This is a genomic window from Candidatus Njordibacter sp. Uisw_039 (assembly GCF_047730075.1).
Taxonomy (GTDB): Bacteria; Pseudomonadota; Gammaproteobacteria; order Pseudomonadales; family Balneatricaceae; genus Njordibacter.
On sequence record NZ_CP159831.1, the window covers coordinates 1432532 to 1445641 of the forward strand.

Consider the following 13110-nt stretch of genomic DNA (forward strand, 5'->3'; position numbering starts at 1 on the left):
CAGCTCAGCTGTTTTTGAAAAGTTAACCAAATAGTCAGTTTTTTGTTGACGCATAAAATGTAACGGTTACAATCTATTTTGTATTACTTCTCAATGTTGGAATATTATGCTCCATAAATCTAATAATGATGCACAATCGACCCTGTTGCAGGTCAAAAATATTTCCAAAAAATTTGGCGATTTTTATGCCAATGACACGCTTAATTTATCGATAGAAACTGGTAAGGTACATGCATTATTAGGTGAGAACGGAGCAGGGAAGTCCACCTTAGTTAAAATGATGTACGGTGCCTTGCAACCGACTTCAGGTAGCATTCATTGGCAAGGTCAACATGTGTCAATCGACAGCCCAGCCCATGCGAGAAACCTAGGTATTGGTATGGTTTTTCAGCATTTTTCATTGTTTGAAGCCCTCACTGTTGCCGAAAACATCAGTCTTGCTTTGCCAGCCCAGTTGCGCCAAGGGGATTTAAGTCAACGCATAGCTGACTTGTCACAAGATTACGGTTTGCCTCTTAACCCCGCTGCATTAGTAGCAGATCTATCTGTTGGTGAAAGGCAACGTATCGAAATTGTACGTTGCCTGTTGCAACAACCCAAGCTCCTCATCATGGATGAGCCAACAGCGGTTCTTACCCCACAAGAGGCCCAAGCACTATTTTCAACCTTACGCCGTTTGGTAGAAGAGGGCTGTGCTGTGCTTTATATTTCTCATCGTTTGGAAGAAGTAAAACAAATATGTCATGACGCCACTATTTTACGCCATGGTAAGTTGGTTGCAGAAGTCGATCCTCAAGTAGAAACTGCTGCAACCTTAGCTCAACTAATGGTGGGGGCTAGTGTACATCAGGTGAATCGTGATGCTAACGATCAAGTAGGCGACGTATTATTGGAGCTTTCTCACCTCTATAAAGGCTCGTCTACCCCTTTTGGTGTTGACCTTGTGGACGTTAACTTACAGGTTAAAAGTGGCGAGATACTTGCTATTGCAGGTGTAGCAGGTAATGGCCAAGGTGAATTGTTTAGCGTTATTTCTGGTGAAGAATGTAACCCTAATCAAAACTTTATTTCATTACTAGGGCAAATTAGTGATGGCCTTAATATCAACCAACGTCGCTGCTTAGGTGCTGCTTTTGTGCCAGAGGAGCGCATGGGGCATAGTGCAGTAGAGCACTTAAGTTTAACCGATAATATTCTACTTTCTCGTCACGCCTGTATTGACACAGAATCTTCACTAGATCTTGGATGGTTGGGCATAGACAGAAATCAGCTGGCTCATTTAAACAAGGTTATTGGCATAGATTATGACGTACGTAAGTCTAAGGAAGACGCCATTGCAGGTTCTTTGTCTGGGGGCAATCTACAGAAGTTTGTCGTAGGTAGGGAACTCAATCGCCAACCTAAAGTATTGGTTATTAACCAACCCACATGGGGTGTTGATGCTGGAGCTGCTGCTCTTATCCGTCAGGCAGTGGTCGACTTATCGCGCCAAGGTAGTGCCATTTTGATCATCAGCCAAGATCTTGATGAGATTTTTGAATTAGCTGACACCATTGCTGTCATGTCGCGGGGGCAATTGTCACCTACCTATGCAGCCGGTGATCTTTCTCGTGAACAAATTGGTTTAATGATGGCTGGATCCCATGAACGGTCTGCCCAAGGCTCTGGAGCTTAATATGCAGTTGATTCTAGAAAAACGTGCCCAGGCTTCGGACGTAATGAACCTATTGTCTCCTGTACTGGCCATACTAATTACGGTAGTTATGGGGGGGTTAATTTTTGCAGCAATGGGTAAGCCACCCCTAACTGCTCTATATCTATACTTTATAGATCCCTTAACCAGTTGGTGGTCCATTGAGGAAGTGTTGGTTAAAGCCGGACCATTGGTGCTCATTGGTGTGGGTTTAGCCGTGTGTTTTAAGGCTAACGTTTGGAACATAGGCGCTGAAGGTCAGCTTACCGTTGGTGCCCTTATGGGTGCTATTATTCCTGTTTTGTGGGGAGAGTGGCAATCACCTTTAGCCCTTTTAGCCATGCTATGTTTAGGTGCATTAGGCGGTGCACTGTTTGCCTTGATCCCCGCTTGGTTAAAGACTCACTTTGGGGTCAATGAAATTCTTACTAGCTTGATGCTAGTCTATATCGCTCAGTTACTTTTGGACTGGTTTGTGCGTGGACCGTGGAAAGATCCCAATGGTTATAATTTTCCAAAGTCCGTATCGTTTGAAGGCTGGCATCTCCTGCCTATGTGGGGTGACGGTCGAATGCATTTGGGGCTTGTAGTGGCGCTAGGTGCCGCGTTAGTCCTGTTTTGGATAATGCGCCATACACTAAAGGGTTTTGAAATTAAGGTCGTGGGAAGCGCACCCAGAGCAGGCGCCTTTGCAGGGTTTTCACAAACCAAAACCGTGTGGTTCTGTTTTGCCTTGTCTGGTGGCCTTGCAGGCCTTGCAGGGTTAATTGAAGTGGCGGGGCCAATAGGCCAGTTACAACCTCATATTTCTCCTAACTATGGTTTTACAGCTATTATTGTGGCATTTCTGGGACGTTTAAATCCTCTAGGCGTCATTTTTGCTGGCATCTTGTTAGCGATTAGTTACATTGGCGGTGAAGGTATACAAATCGAGTTAGGTATTTCTAGCAAGATCACTCAGATGTTTCAGGGCATGTTGTTATTCTTTATTTTGATGTGCGATACGTTAATTTTATATCGACTTAAATGGATTAGTGCTAAACCTAATCAACACACCGTAGGTCACACATCATGAGCCCTTACGAAGCAATACTTCTAACCATTATCACGGCGTCTACACCTTTGTTGTTAGCGGCTATTGGCGAGTTGGTGGTTGAACGTTCAGGGGTACTTAACCTTGGCATTGAGGGTATGATGGTGATGGGAGCCGTATGTGGCTTTGCTGCCGCCCATGTCACAGGATCAGCCTGGTTAGGCGTTATTGCAGCTACCTTTGCAGGTATTGCCACCTCTTTGTTATTTGGCTTACTCACGCAAACTTTAATGACTAATCAAGTGGCAACGGGTTTAGCAATTACGTTGCTAGGGTTAGGACTTTCGGGTTTAATTGGTAGTGGATTTGTAGGTTTACCAGGGGTAAAGCTAGCCAATGTGTCTATACCATGGTTATCAGATTTGCCATATGTAGGTCGATTAGTATTTGGCCAAGACCCGTTAGTTTACATTTCAATCGCTTTAACTGTTGGCGTAGCTTATGTGTTAAATCACACCCGTGTAGGTTTAATTATTCGTGCTGTTGGACAAAATCATGCCTCTGCCCACGCTTTAGGCTATCGAGTCATCGCAGTCCGTTACGCTTGTATTGCTTTTGGTGGTGCGACATCTGGCCTTGCTGGGGCCTATTTGTCCTTGGTATACACACCACAGTGGATAGAAAACATGACCGCAGGTAGGGGCTGGATTGCGCTGGCATTAGTGGTATTCTCTACTTGGTTACCGGCTAGGTTAGCTGCTGGTGCTTATTTATTTGGTGGCGTATGGATTTTGGGGCTCTATGCTCAGGGTATGGGTGTTGGTATACCGTCACAACTGTTATCTTCACTGCCCTACGTTGCAACTATTTTGGCGTTGGTTATTATTTCTACTAACCGACGTTTATCTTTGATCAATACCCCTGCCTCTTTAGGGCAAGGTTTTGTACCCGATCGTTAAGCCTGGCTTAAGGTCAATATTGTTGTAATATTTTAATAATAAATCATCATAATAGATGAGGAGAAATTGTATGAAGAAGTTAATTGTCGCCATTGTGGTTGTCGCAATAGGCTTAGCGTTCTATCTATTCCAACAAAAAGAAGTATTCGTTGAGGCTAAGGCTGAGAAACTCAAAGTGGGCTTTATTTACATAGGCCCTCCTGGAGACCATGGTTGGACTTATCAACATGACCAGGGCCGCCAAGCCATTGATGCTCGCTTAGGTGATCAGGTAGAAACAGTTTTCGTAGAAAACGTACCTGAAGGCCCAGATGCCGAACGTACAATTACACGTTTAGTGAAAGAGGGTGCTGGTCTTATCTTTACCACTTCTTTCGGATACATGGACCCAACCATAAACGTTGCGGCTAAGTTTCCAGATGTAAAGTTTGAGCATGCCACCGGCTACAAACGTACGGATAACGTGTCTACTTACGCCGCACGCTTTTATGAAGGCCGTTATGTCATTGGTCAAATTGCTGCCAAGATGTCTAAATCAGGTGTGGCTGGGTACATTGGTTCGTTCCCAATACCTGAAGTAGTGCGTGGCATTAATGCGTTCTTGTTAGGTGCCCAAACGGTTAACCCAGACTTTAAACTTAAAGTGGTATGGGCTAACTCTTGGTTTGACCCAGGCAAGGAAGCTGATGCTGCTAAAGTATTGATTAGCCAAGGTGCTGATATCATTACTCAACACACAGACTCTACAGCCGCTGTCCAAGTTGCAGAAGAACAGGGTGTCTATGCCTTTGGTCAAGCCTCAGACATGTCTCCGTTTGCTCCTAACGCTTTGTTAACTTCTATCATTGATGACTGGGATGACTACTACGTTGATCGTACACAAGCAGTATTAGATGGTTCTTGGGTGAGCACTGATACGTTTGGCGGTATTGATTCTGGCATGGTTTTCATGGGCCCATATATCAATATGCCTGCTGATGTTAAAGCTAAGGCAGAGGCGACGGCAGCAGCCATTAAAGCTGGTGAACTGCACCCATTTGCTGGCCCTGTATACAAGCAGGATGGGTCTATGGCCGCAGCTGAAGGCGAGACCGTTGATATGGGCAGCCTAATGGGTATGGACTGGTATGTTCAGGGTGTTGATGACCAGCTATAGGCTAATAAGCTGACAAACACCTTAGTTAGTTTTCTACTGACTCACACCAAAAAACCCGCTTAAAGCGGGTTTTTTATACCTATTGTTTAAGTTTGGTAACGTTAACAAAGAGGCTTAGCTGTTGTCCTGGTTGGAGGTATTTCTTGAGCAATTGATTCCACTTCTTAATGTCCTTTACGGTGACGCTAAAGCGGTGGGCAATAACCGATAAGTTGTCACCCGAACGTACCTTATAAGTAACTTTTTTAACTACTTTACGCTGGGCTGAAGCTAGTTTACTGCTGCTACGTGGCCATATGTTAAGCTTGTCACCAATCTGTAACACCGACTTAAAACTGAGCTTGTTCCATTTAGCAATCTGCTTGATACTAATTTTATACTTCTTAGCAATCTTCCAGAGACTATCACCACTTTTAACCTCGTACTCAATACGTTGGCTGGCTTGAGTTTGGCCGATTTGAAGTTGTCTATTAATAACACGCTGTGCAGCACTTAAGGTATAGGCTGACGCATCTTTGCTGGCAATAGGGATCATAAGGGTTTTGCCAGCACGGATCATGTAGCCATCTATGTTATTGATGGTACGTATTAAATCAACGCTCACATGATAACGGTTGGCAAGCCTTAATAAGCTATCACCTTCGACTATTTTATGTCTTTCCCAAGCCACCCTTTTGCTCGAAGGGAGGTCTTGAAGGCTGGTTTTGAACCTGTCTAGGTGCGCTATTGGAATGAGTAAGTGGTGTGGGCCTTGAGGGTCTGTTGCCCATTGGTTAAAAGCAGGGTTTAGTCGATACATTTCATCAGTAGTGATATTGGCCATTTCAGCTGCTTGAGCTAAATCGATCTGAGATCCAACATCTACTAATTTAAAGTAAGCTTCATCATCGATACTATTCAAAGTGTCTGTGCCAGCTTGTTCCGCTACAACGCGTGCTACAGCCAACAACTTAGGCACGTAATTCATGGTTTCTCTGGGTAGCTTCAATGACCAAAAATCTGTTGGTTTACCAGCTTTTTTATTGCGTTTGATTGCTTTCATTACGGTACCTTGGCCACCATTATATGAAGCAATGGCAAGCAACCAGTCACCATCAAACATTTTGTGTAACTGTAATAGATATTTATGGGCCGCTTTTGTCGACGCGACAATATCTCTACGGCCGTCGTACCACCAGTTTTGTTTTAGGCCAAAAGCCCGACCCGTAGCTGGAATAAATTGCCACGCTCCAGATGCACGTCCTGAAGAATAGGCAAATGGATCAAAACCGCTTTCAACAATAGGCAATAGGGCGATTTCAGCAGGTAACGACTGGTCTAAGGCAGTGTGAAGCATAAAGTGGTAATAACGGCTGGCCCGAGTGGTAACACGATGCATGTACTTTTTATGTTTGTTGTACCAGTTGTAGTGCGGGGTAATGCGGGCATTTTCGATCTTACCTAAGCCGTAATTAGCCACAGTGAGCTGCCAAAGGTCAAGTTCAATAATTGGCTCTGGAATTGCTTCAGTAGTGATGTCAGTTTGGGCAATAATTTCCGTCTTTTGATAAGCTTCTGCAATTAAGTCTGTTGCCGCTTGTGTACTGTCGTCAGAGTCAAGTTCAGACCAAGCGATAAAAACGTTACTAGCAATCTTCTCGGCAATTTTTTGGGCCGCTGGGTAGATAGCTATGTTCGAGTTGGAGGCAGATTCTGAAGATGGCTGGGTTTGCTGTGGCATTTCTCCTACAACATCTGCCGAGACATCAGCAACGTCCTCAGGGGCATTAACAATATCCTCAGGGGTGTCAGCTACAATTTCAAGGGCATCAGCAACATCTACAGGGATATCTGAATTAGAGGGCTGAGGTTTTAAAGTTTGTGTTTGGCAGCCACTAAGAAAAAACGTTATAGCCACCAAAAGCATCGGTTTAAACAAGCATTTAGAGGTCTGGTGTAAAAAAATTCGCATCAAAGCAATAATCACAATTTCAATGGTTAAAGGACGCTAATTTTAGCAGGCTAGGTGCGTAGGTCAATAAAGAACCTCAAGTCTTGTTACTTGTTCCTTAGTTTTATCGTTAATAACCATTAAAAACTGTTTTTCCACTGCCTTAGAGCCGCAAAAACGTCACTAGGGCTTTGCAAATCTTGGTTCTTGTAGCGTTCAGCACTGGCAATTACCGCTTTATCATGGGTACGTACAAATGGATTAATGGCTGATTCCTGAGCTAGACGTGTAGGTAAGGTGACCTGATCTTCCGCACGAATTTCTTTGCACATTTTTTGAGCTAATTTTAATGCTTCATTATTGCCATCAACCGCCATGGCAAACTCTAAGTTGGCTAAACTATATTCATGGGTTGGGTAAGCTTTGGTCATGGCTGGCAATGCCATAATTTTGTTCAGTGAATGGTGCATCTGTTCAGGGGTGCCTTCAAACACGCGGCCGCAGCCGGCCAAAAATAAAGTGTCCCCACAAAATAATAGACTTTGTTGATTATTATAATAGGCAATATGATCTAGGGTGTGGCCAGGAATTTCCATGACATTGAATGCCACACCAAATACATCCACCGTGTCGCCTTCTTTAATGTGGTGGGTAAGGCCTGGGTAAGGGCTATTTACCGGCCCATAAATTGGTAGTTCCCCGAAATGATTGGCTAACGCTGCAATGCCACCCGTATGATCAGCATGATGATGGGTAACTAATATCGCAGACAACTTTTTTTGTATTTGTAACGCATGGGCAATGACAACCTGAGCGTCACCTGGATCTACTACAATAAAAGAGTCGGAATGTGCCTCCTCGATACACCAGATGTAGTTATCGTCAAAGGCTGGTATTGGCGTGATGATTAGATCTGAAGTTGTTGACTGCATAGTATGGCCTTTTTGGGGCTAAATTTTTACCATTAAGAGTAGCGGTGATGGCCAAATTACGCAAGCACGGTCGACGAGAATGACTTATTATGGAGCATGATTGATCACATTCACCTACAGTCCTACCAATTTGAAGAACAACAGTTCGCTGCTTGGCTGAAGACTGCAAAAGGTGCCTCATTTATGGCCCAAGAGCAGCAGCAATTGGCTTTGCTGATGCCCAGAGCTTTTGGCCACTACAGTGTTTATTTGGGTCTCAATGCCAAGCTTAGTTCAAGTTTGGCAAGCCCCATAAAAAATGCTTTGGCGTTAACGGCAAATATTCAGTTAGATGGCCACGCAGTAATGGATCCACACCAGTTACCGCTAGCTAACGAAGCCATAGACCTCGTGGTGCTGCAGCACGTGTTAGACATGAGCGACAACCCCCATCAAACCCTCAGAGAAGCCTCTCGGGTCATTAACTCAGGCGGTCGTTTGGTGATAACTGGTCTTAACCCTTATAGCTTTTGGGGCCTATGGCGACAACTAAGGCTAAAGCACGGAGTACCTTGGCGAGCCAACTTCTTAGCTCAGCGTAGGCTTAAAGACTGGCTCACGCTCCTCAGTTTTGGTGACTTCGATATCAAGCCTGTATATGATTACTCGCCAGCTAAATGGAAGACTTGGCCTTGGCTTAGTTACTTTACAAATCCTTTGTGTGCAGGCTATGTTTTATCTGCAGTAAAACAAGAGACACGGGTACATTTACTTAAAACACATTGGCGTAATCGAATGATTAAACCGAACTTTGGTTTAGCAGGAGCAACACGGCAACCCAGCCAAAATAAGCAATCTTTGGAGACCAGTTGATTGGATACAGATCAAATTAAATTATTTACCGACGGTGCATGCAAAGGTAATCCGGGCCCAGGAGGATGGGGGGTGCTTATGCGTTTTAAAGATCAGGAAAAACAATTGTATGGTGGCGAACCGTTAACTACTAATAACCGAATGGAGCTTATGGCTGCAATTAAGGGACTAGAAGCTTTAACTCGTCCGTGCAAGGTTGATCTAACGACCGATTCCCAGTACGTGCGCAAAGGAATTACAGAATGGATTTTTAATTGGCGCAAGAATAACTGGCGTACAGCGGCTAAAAAGCCCGTCAAGAATGCGGACCTTTGGCAAATGTTGGATCGGGCTGTTCAGCCACATGAGGTAGAATGGCACTGGGTTAAAGGGCATAGTGGTCATGTGGAAAACGAAATTGCCGATGACCTTGCTAACTTAGGTGCTGCAGAACACACTGCATAGCCTCTCTAGGAATAAATTGTGCGTTTAATAGTATTAGATACAGAAACAACAGGCTTAGAACCCAAACAGGGTCATCGATTAATTGAGGTTGGTGCACTAGAAATGGTGAATCGACGCCTCACGGGAAAAAGTTTCCATGAATACGTTCATCCAGAACGTGATATTCCCATGGAAGCGCAGGCTGTCCATGGAATCACTGAAGAGTTCCTGCAAGATAAACCATTATTTTCTGCCATTGCTGACGATTTTATTGAGTTTGTTAGGGATGCTGAGTTAATTATACACAACGCACCCTTTGATCTAGGGTTCTTGGATAATGAGTTGGCGATTGTTGGTAAGGCGGCTGGTCGCAGCTATCCAAAAATTTCAGACATTTGTAAAATTACAGATACCTTAAAGCTTGCCAGACAAAAACATCCAGGGCAAAAGAACAACTTAGATGCACTCTGTCGTAGGTATGGCATTAATAATGCTCACCGAGAATTGCATGGTGCATTATTAGACTCTGAGATCTTAGCTGATGTATACCTGATTATGACAGGTGGGCAAACTGACTTAATGTTGGCTGCTGAAACGCCATCAAGAAAAATAGATGCTACTGCGGTTAACAGCCGAATAGAGAGTATACAAGATGATAATCTACCCGTGGTATTGGCCACTAGCGAAGAACTTAATGCTCATCACGCAAAGCTTGAAACTGTGGCTAAGGAATCTAATGATAAGTGCCTCTGGTTAGAATCACCAGAGTAAGTTAATCGTCTTTTGATGCCTCTAAAGACTCCAAAAAGCCGCAACTAATGCGGCTTTTTGGGTGCGTCAGAAGAAAATATTAAATCATGTAGCTTACCGCTAAATAACCCACAATGCTCATGGTAATGGTATATGGCAACGCCATCCATACCATAGTGCCATATGACAAACGAATCAAAGGTGCTGCTGCAGAAGTCAGCAAGAACAAGAACGCTGCTTGGCCGTTTGGAGTAGCAACACTAGGAATATTTGTACCTGTGTTTATGGCAATTGCTAGCTTATCAAAGTGCGCACGATCAATTAAACCCGCCTCCAATGCGCCGACTATTTCATTGATATAAATAGTAGCAACAAACACGTTGTCACTGATGGCAGATAACACGCCGTTGGCAACAAAGAAGACGCGCGGTTGCATGTCTAACTCGAGAGTAAGCACCCATTCTATGATTGGATTGAACAAGTGCTGTTCATGAATCACGGTTACAACCGCGAAAAACACTACCAAAAGGGCTGTAAATGGGAGGGCTTCTTCAAACGCATGACCAATTTGGCTTTCTTCAGTAATGCCATTAAAGGCGGTCAAAATGATGATGACCATTAAGCCAACAAGCCCTACAGCGGCTATATGGAATGCTAAAGCAAAAACCAGCATCAACACTACAACCACTTGTATGATTAAGGTTGCGTTGTCACGCAAGCTACGCTGAGCACTTTGATCTTTGTCAAAGTCTTCTAATACCGTCCGCACAGCGACTGGCAACTGTCCACCGTAACCAAACCAGTTAAGCTTTTCAGTAACAATGCAGGTTAACAAGCCTGTCACCAAAACGGGCATGGTGACAGGCGCCATGTGTAAAAAGAACTCTATAAATTCCCAACCGGCCTTTTCGGCAATCAAGAGGTTTTGTGGCTCACCAACTAGGGTAGTAACACCACCTAGGGCGGTACCTACGGCGCCGTGCATCATCAGGCTGCGTAAGAATGAGCGGAACTGGTCTAAATCTTCACGATGGAGTTCAACTACATGGTCGTCATTATGGTGGTTGTGATCATGAGCACCGGCGTTTGATGCTACTTTATGATAAACGGAGTAAAAACCAACACTTACACTGATTAATACAGCTGTTACAGTTAGGGCATCTAAAAAAGCTGACAATACGGCAGCAGTAAAACTGAACACCAGAGACAATATCACCTTAGACTTTACACCTACAAGAAAGCGGGTGAATACGGCGAGCAGCATGTCTTTCATGAAATAGATGCCGGCCACCATAAACATAAGCAGCAAGATAACCTGTAGATTACTGCTAACTTCGTGGTAAACACCATCTGGAGACGCCAGGCCAATGGCAACAGCTTCGATAGCCAACAACCCACCAGGCTGAAGTGGGTAACACTTAAGGGCTAGTGCTAAGGTAAAAATGAATTCAAAAATCAACACCCAGCCAGTGATAGTAGGACCGGCAATAGCTAGCAAGAAAGGGTTAATAATTAAGAAACCAATTATGACCTGCTTATACCAAACTGGTGAGTTTCCAAGAAAGTTACGCCAAAATGCCTGCGGCATAGTTAATACTTGTTGCATACGAAAGTCCTGTAAAAGAGTAAAAAGAATTCGTTTAAATTAAGGTCTTGAGAACAGATCAATTTGGAGCAATATTCTAGTGGGTTTACAGTTGATTTACAAATGTAGCAGCCAAAAAGCAGGGCCCACAAAAGGTAAAAGGGGCTGTTATTAAGAAAATTATGTATGAGAATTAATTCATCTTGAACAATTGGCTTAACCGGGTGCCCAACATGACATCCCCTTCAGCTTGCAAGCGACCACCCATAAACGCAGCCATACCATCTAATTCACCTGAAACAATCTCTGTAAGGGTTTCAGAATCCATAGACATGGTAATTTCTGGGTCGTCGTGGTTGCCTATGTTGCCGGTGCAGTTAGCATTACCTATGGTTACATAGAAATCATCATCATCAGAAATACAGAATTGGAATGTTGCCTGTAATCCTTCAGCTTCGTCAGCTACAAATGCAGACTGCATTTGTGCCATAATTTTGGCTACTGCCATAGGCTTAGTCCTACTAGTGAGTTTTAATTTCTGATTCTATGTGTTTTTTAAAATAAAATCAAACGATCGTTTGAATTTCGACTTTGGTGAATGTTTAGTTATGGTTTTATGGCCTACTAGACTAGAATAGATCGCTATTGTTTTGGTGTACCCAAGAACCACATCTGGAGAGTTACGTGTTAGATTTTTTGTATGAGTATGGGCTATTTTTAGCTAAAGTCATTACTTTTTGTGTTGCCGCTATTGTGGTGATTGGATTTCTGGTGATGGCAGGCCAAAACCGCCGACAACAGAGTAAGGCAGGGCATATTGAGGTACGAAACCTTAATGAAGAGTTTGAAGACATGACGGATACCTTAGATCACGCCATGATGGACAAATATCAATTCAAACAGTTGCGTAAGAGCCAGGAAAAAGCTGATAAGCTCCAGACTAAGCAAGATAAGGCCGAAGCAAAAAAACAGGCTAAACAAATCAAAGCTGACGATTCGGCAACTTCTAGTGAAGAGAAAGAAGTACCCACCACCAAAAAACGTACCTTTGTATTGGACTTTGATGGCGACGTTAAGGCCAGCGCAGTAGAGTTTTTACGCCATGAGATTAGTGCCATTATATCCGTAGCCAAAGTGACTGATGAAATTATTATGCGCCTCGACTCAAGTGGCGGTATGGTGCATACCTATGGTTTGGCAGCATCACAATTGGGACGTATTAATACCGCTAATATCCCACTCACTATTTGTGTTGATCAAATAGCTGCTAGTGGTGGCTATATGATGGCCTGTATGGCCAATCATATTACCGCTGCACCATTCGCCCTTGTCGGGTCCATAGGTGTAGTGGCAGAAGTTCCTAACGTACACCGACTGCTTAAAAAACACTCTATCGACGTTGAGGTGTTAACGGCTGGTGAACACAAGCGCAGCCTCACCATTATGGGAGAAAATACCCGTAAAGGACGTGATAAATTTGTAGAAGATTTACAGCAAACCCACGGATTGTTTAAAAATTGGGTCAAACAACAACGTCCGCAGATTGACTTGGATGAAGTTGCTAACGGTGACGTATGGTATGGTCAGCAAGCCATAGATATGGGTCTTGTAGATGCCGTAGGCACCTCTGATGAAGTGTTGCAAGAAGCAGTAAAACAAAGCGACGTATTGTTAATTGAGTATGTGTCTAAAAAGACCATTGGGGAAAGATTTGGTATTGCAGCTGCCACTAGTTTAACCTTGTTTAGTAACCGCATATGGTCCAGAGCACGACGTCAATCTATCATCCACTAAATT

Annotated in this window: 12 protein-coding genes; 8 read left to right on the forward strand and 4 right to left on the reverse strand. The window is 43.8% G+C overall.

Translation table 11 applies throughout. From position 1 onward, the window contains the following. Positions 1 to 106 precede the first annotated feature (106 nt). The 4 genes from ABXT70_RS06785 to ABXT70_RS06800 all read left to right on the forward strand — a co-directional run bounded on the left by ABXT70_RS06785 (position 107) and on the right by ABXT70_RS06800 (position 4841). Positions 107 to 1675 (forward strand): ABC transporter ATP-binding protein, encoded by a 1569-nt coding sequence (locus ABXT70_RS06785; RefSeq protein WP_443642414.1) that lies wholly within the window; start codon positions 107 to 109, stop codon positions 1673 to 1675. Between the two features lies 1 nt (position 1676). After that, on the forward strand, positions 1677 to 2768 hold the full coding sequence (locus tag ABXT70_RS06790) for an ABC transporter permease (protein ID WP_443642415.1): 1092 nt from the start codon (positions 1677 to 1679) through the stop codon (positions 2766 to 2768). Further along, positions 2765 to 3685 (forward strand): ABC transporter permease, encoded by a 921-nt coding sequence (locus ABXT70_RS06795; protein ID WP_443642416.1) that lies wholly within the window; start codon positions 2765 to 2767, stop codon positions 3683 to 3685. Before ABXT70_RS06790 ends, ABXT70_RS06795 begins: the two co-directional genes overlap by 4 nt. A 70-nt stretch (positions 3686 to 3755) precedes the next feature. Continuing rightward, positions 3756 to 4841 (forward strand): BMP family ABC transporter substrate-binding protein, encoded by a 1086-nt coding sequence (locus tag ABXT70_RS06800; protein ID WP_443642417.1) that lies wholly within the window; start codon positions 3756 to 3758, stop codon positions 4839 to 4841. A 79-nt stretch (positions 4842 to 4920) separates the two neighbouring features. Here the strand turns inward: ABXT70_RS06800 and ABXT70_RS06805 are convergent, their stop codons facing one another. Together ABXT70_RS06805 and gloB are read right to left on the reverse strand one after the other, a co-directional pair. Then, positions 4921 to 6738 (reverse strand): LysM peptidoglycan-binding domain-containing protein, encoded by a 1818-nt coding sequence (locus tag ABXT70_RS06805; protein WP_443642418.1) that lies wholly within the window; start codon positions 6736 to 6738, stop codon positions 4921 to 4923. A gap of 173 nt (positions 6739 to 6911) precedes the next feature. Continuing rightward, a complete protein-coding gene (gene gloB, locus ABXT70_RS06810; protein ID WP_443642419.1) occupies positions 6912 to 7703 on the reverse strand; it encodes a hydroxyacylglutathione hydrolase in 792 nt (263 codons plus the stop codon). A 96-nt stretch (positions 7704 to 7799) separates the two neighbouring features. Here gloB and ABXT70_RS06815 point away from each other — a divergent pair, with 96 nt between their 5' ends. Genes ABXT70_RS06815 through dnaQ form a run of 3 tightly spaced genes read left to right on the forward strand, consistent with a single transcriptional unit; the run spans position 7800 to position 9749 of the window. Continuing rightward, complete coding sequence (locus tag ABXT70_RS06815) at positions 7800 to 8555, forward strand: class I SAM-dependent methyltransferase (protein WP_443642420.1); 756 nt, start codon at positions 7800 to 7802, stop codon at positions 8553 to 8555. Further along, a complete protein-coding gene (rnhA, locus tag ABXT70_RS06820) occupies positions 8556 to 8999 on the forward strand; it encodes a ribonuclease HI (RefSeq protein WP_443642421.1) in 444 nt (147 codons plus the stop codon). An 18-nt stretch (positions 9000 to 9017) separates the two neighbouring features. Further along, a complete protein-coding gene (dnaQ, locus tag ABXT70_RS06825) occupies positions 9018 to 9749 on the forward strand; it encodes a DNA polymerase III subunit epsilon (protein ID WP_443642422.1) in 732 nt (243 codons plus the stop codon). 79 nt (positions 9750 to 9828) lie between these two features. On the opposite strand, the gene nhaB is transcribed toward dnaQ, so the two are convergent. Together nhaB and ABXT70_RS06835 are read right to left on the reverse strand one after the other, a co-directional pair. Next, the gene (gene nhaB, locus ABXT70_RS06830) at positions 9829 to 11334 is read right to left on the reverse strand and encodes a sodium/proton antiporter NhaB (RefSeq protein ID WP_443642423.1); all 1506 of its coding nucleotides are present in this window, start codon (positions 11332 to 11334) and stop codon (positions 9829 to 9831) included. 172 nt (positions 11335 to 11506) lie between these two features. Next, entirely contained in the window at positions 11507 to 11821 is a 315-nt protein-coding gene (locus tag ABXT70_RS06835; protein ID WP_443642425.1) for an SCP2 sterol-binding domain-containing protein, read from the reverse strand. A gap of 176 nt (positions 11822 to 11997) precedes the next feature. On the opposite strand from ABXT70_RS06835, the gene sohB reads away from it, so the two are divergent. After that, on the forward strand, positions 11998 to 13107 hold the full coding sequence (gene sohB / locus ABXT70_RS06840; RefSeq protein ID WP_443642426.1) for a protease SohB: 1110 nt from the start codon (positions 11998 to 12000) through the stop codon (positions 13105 to 13107). Positions 13108 to 13110: the final 3 nt, after the last annotated feature.

Excerpts from the sequence above, each read along its gene's own strand:
- ABXT70_RS06785 (WP_443642414.1), top strand. The coding sequence starts at position 107 with ATGCTCCATAAATCTAATAATGATGCACAATCGACCCTGTTGCAGGTC.
- ABXT70_RS06790 (WP_443642415.1), top strand. The coding sequence starts at position 1,677 with ATGCAGTTGATTCTAGAAAAACGTGCCCAGGCTTCGGACGTAATGAAC.
- ABXT70_RS06795 (WP_443642416.1), top strand. The coding sequence starts at position 2,765 with ATGAGCCCTTACGAAGCAATACTTCTAACCATTATCACGGCGTCTACA.
- ABXT70_RS06800 (WP_443642417.1), top strand. The coding sequence starts at position 3,756 with ATGAAGAAGTTAATTGTCGCCATTGTGGTTGTCGCAATAGGCTTAGCG.
- gloB (WP_443642419.1), bottom strand. The coding sequence starts at position 7,703 with ATGCAGTCAACAACTTCAGATCTAATCATCACGCCAATACCAGCCTTT.
- ABXT70_RS06815 (WP_443642420.1), top strand. The coding sequence starts at position 7,800 with ATGATTGATCACATTCACCTACAGTCCTACCAATTTGAAGAACAACAG.
- nhaB (WP_443642423.1), bottom strand. The coding sequence starts at position 11,334 with ATGCAACAAGTATTAACTATGCCGCAGGCATTTTGGCGTAACTTTCTT.
- ABXT70_RS06835 (WP_443642425.1), bottom strand. The coding sequence starts at position 11,821 with ATGGCAGTAGCCAAAATTATGGCACAAATGCAGTCTGCATTTGTAGCT.